Origin of the sequence: Kocuria sp., from assembly GCF_030536815.1 — a bacterium.
Lineage (GTDB): Bacteria > Actinomycetota > Actinomycetes > Actinomycetales > Micrococcaceae > Kocuria > Kocuria gwangalliensis.
Window position 1 is genome coordinate 1 of sequence record NZ_JAUNPE010000223.1, and the last position, 2,890, is coordinate 2,890.

The following is a 2,890-nucleotide window of genomic DNA, read 5'->3' on the forward strand; positions in this document are numbered from 1 at the left end:
CGGTGCCCTCGGCGATCTTCTTGGACATGATCGAGGAGGCGATCAGGGGAATGCAGTCCACGGTGGAGGTGATGTCGCGCAGGGCGTAGAGCTTCTTGTCCGCGGGGGCCAGGCCGGCCCCGGCCGCGCAGATCACGGCGCCCACGTCCTCCAGGACGGACATCATGCGCTCATTGGACAGGTCCGCCTGCCAGCCCGGGATGGCCTCGAGCTTGTCCAGTGTGCCGCCGGTGTGGCCCAACCCGCGGCCGGAAAGCTGCGGAACGGCCACTCCGTAGGAGGCGACCAGGGGCGCGAGCGGCAGGGTGATCTTGTCACCCACGCCACCGGTGGAGTGCTTGTCGGTGGTGGCTTTGGAGAGGGCCGCGAAGTTCATGGTCTCGCCGGAGTCGATCATTGCCTGAGTCCAGCGGGCGATCTCCTCGCGGTCCATGCCGTTGAGGAAAATAGCCATGGCCAGCGCGGACATCTGCTCATCGGCGACCACACCGCGGGTGTAGGCGTCAATCACCCAATCAATGGCGTCCATGGGCAACTTCTGCCGGTCTCGCTTGATTCGGATGACATCTACAGCGTCGTAGGCCTCGACCATCGCGATCACTCCCTCGGGATAGCGGTTTGAGAACACCCGTTCCTGGCTTGTGGAACCGGTGTTCACATCCTAAGCTGCTCATGAGAAATTTTGTCAAACGGACTTTTGACAAATGTTCGCGCCGGTTCGGCGCCCCATGCGAAGGCAGGATCATCGTGGATCGCTTCCAAGGCTTGATTGGCATTGTGCTCATCCTGGGCCTCATTGTTCTTCTCTCCAGGCATCGCAGTTCCATCCGGTGGCGGACCCTGGCCGTGGGCCTGGCCCTGCAGGTGGGTGTGGCCCTGTTGATCCTGAAATGGGGGCCGGGTTTCGAGGCCCTCAAATGGTTCTCCGGACTGGTTCAGGGACTGATCGGGTTCACGAACCAGGGAACATCCTTTGTCTTCGGTGGGCTCCTGGGCGAGAACAACGGCTTCGTCTTCGCGCTGAACGTGCTTCCCGTGATCATTTTCCTGGGTGCGCTCATCGGTGCCCTGTACTACCTGCGCGTGGTCCAGGTCTTCGTGCACCTGCTGGGCACGGCGCTCAACAAAATCATGGGCACGTCCAAGATCGAATCCGTGTTCGCATCCACCGTGATCTTCCTGGGGCAGAGTGAAGCCCCCCTGATGATCAAGCCGTATCTGAGCAAGCTCACCCGCTCCGAGCTCTTCGCGTGCATGACCGGTGGATTCGCGGCCGTGGCCGGTTCCACCCTGGTGGGTTATTCGCTGCTGGGCGCGCCGCTGCCCTACTTGCTGGCGGCCGCGGTGATGAATGCCCCGGGTTCGTTGCTCGTGGCCAAGGCCCTGATGCCCGAGACCGAGAAGTCCGTGGCCTCCGTGAACGTGCTCGAGGTGCGCGACACCGAGTCCAAGAACCTCATTGACGCGATCGGTACCGGCGCCATGAGTGGTGGCAGGATCGCCGTGATCGTGGGTGCCCTGCTCATCGCGTTCATCGCCCTGATCGGACTGGTTTCCGCGGTGCTCGGGTGGTTCGGCGGCCTGTTCGGCTTTGAGGGCTGGTCCCTGGAAGGCCTGTTCGGGATCATCTTTGCCCCGCTCGCGTGGGCGCTGGGTGTGCCCTGGAACGACGCCGCCATGGTCGGCAACTTCATCGGTCAGAAGACCATCCTCAACGAATTCGTCGGTTACACGTCCTTCGGCCCGGAAATCCCCAACTTGGATCCTCAGTCCGTGCTGATCACCACGTTCGCCCTGGCCGGTTTCGCCAACTTGTCCTCAATCGCCATTCAGATCGGTTCCATCGGCGGCCTGGCACCGGATCGCCGCGGCGACGTCGCCCAGATGGGTTTGTTCGCCCTGCTGGGCGGCTTCCTGACCAATATGCTCAACGCCGCTCTGGTGGGTGTCATTCTGGGTCTCTGACCCTTCCTCATCACCACCTCTGACGAACGAGAGACTCCCATGTCATTGAGCCCCAGAGATGTCCAGGGACTGAGCGCCGCTCGCCTCTACTACGAGCGCGGCCTGCCCCAGACGGATGTGGCCCGTGAACTGGGGGTCTCTCGCCCCACCGTGTCCAAACTGATCCAGCACGCCAAGGATCGCGGATTCGTCACCATTGAGATCCACGATCCGCGCCAGGTCTCCACCGCGGTGGCGGACCAGCTGTGCGAGCGCTTCGGTTTGGCGCAGGCGCGGGTGATCACGAGCCAACCCACCGACGATGACCTCGTCCGCGAGTTGGGCGCGGCGGGTGCCCTCATGCTCGAGGAAAACGTTGCCGACGGCGATCTGCTCGGGATCACCTGGGGCCGCACCTTGCACGCGGTTGCGCGTTCGCTCAAACCGACCGATTGCCATGGCGTGCAGGTGGTCCAACTCAAGGGCGGGGCCACGCTGACCTCACGTTCCACGAGTCACTACGAAACCATCCGGTTGTTCTGCGAGGCGTTCAACGCCTATCCGCAGACCTTGCCGCTTCCGGTGATTTTCGACAACGCCCAGGTCAAGCGGGTGGTTGAAGAAGATCGGCACATCAAACACATCCTGGATCTGGGTCGAGACGCCCAAACCGCCATCTTCACGGTGGGGGCCATGAGCCCGGACTCCACGCTGTTGAAACTCGGATACTTCTCCGCCACCGAACAGGCAACGCTGCTCGAACACGCCGTGGGCGACATCTGCTCGCGCTTCATCGATGAGCACGGACAACCGTGCCTGCCCGACCTCGAGGAACGTACCGTGGCGGTGTCCTTGCAGAACGTGAAGGCCAAGCAGACACGCATCTGCGTGGCCGGTGGGCAGCAGAAGGTTCGCCCGTTGAAGGCCGCGCTCGCGGCGGGGTACG

3 protein-coding genes are annotated in these 2,890 nt (G+C 62.9%); 2 read left to right on the plus strand and 1 reads right to left on the minus strand.

All coding sequences use genetic code 11. From position 1 onward, the window contains the following. On the minus strand, positions 1–592 hold a 592-nt coding region (locus Q4E95_RS12405; protein ID WP_303383598.1), incomplete at its 3' end, for a thymidine phosphorylase. Positions 593–747: 155 nt separating this feature from the next. Between Q4E95_RS12405 and Q4E95_RS12410 the strand changes: the two genes are divergently transcribed. Next, positions 748–1,965: a NupC/NupG family nucleoside CNT transporter gene (locus Q4E95_RS12410; RefSeq protein ID WP_303383596.1), complete on the plus strand. Its 1,218-nt coding sequence runs from the start codon at positions 748–750 to the stop codon at positions 1,963–1,965. A gap of 39 nt (positions 1,966–2,004) precedes the next feature. After that, on the plus strand, positions 2,005–2,890 hold an 886-nt coding region (locus Q4E95_RS12415; RefSeq protein ID WP_303383597.1), incomplete at its 3' end, for a sugar-binding transcriptional regulator.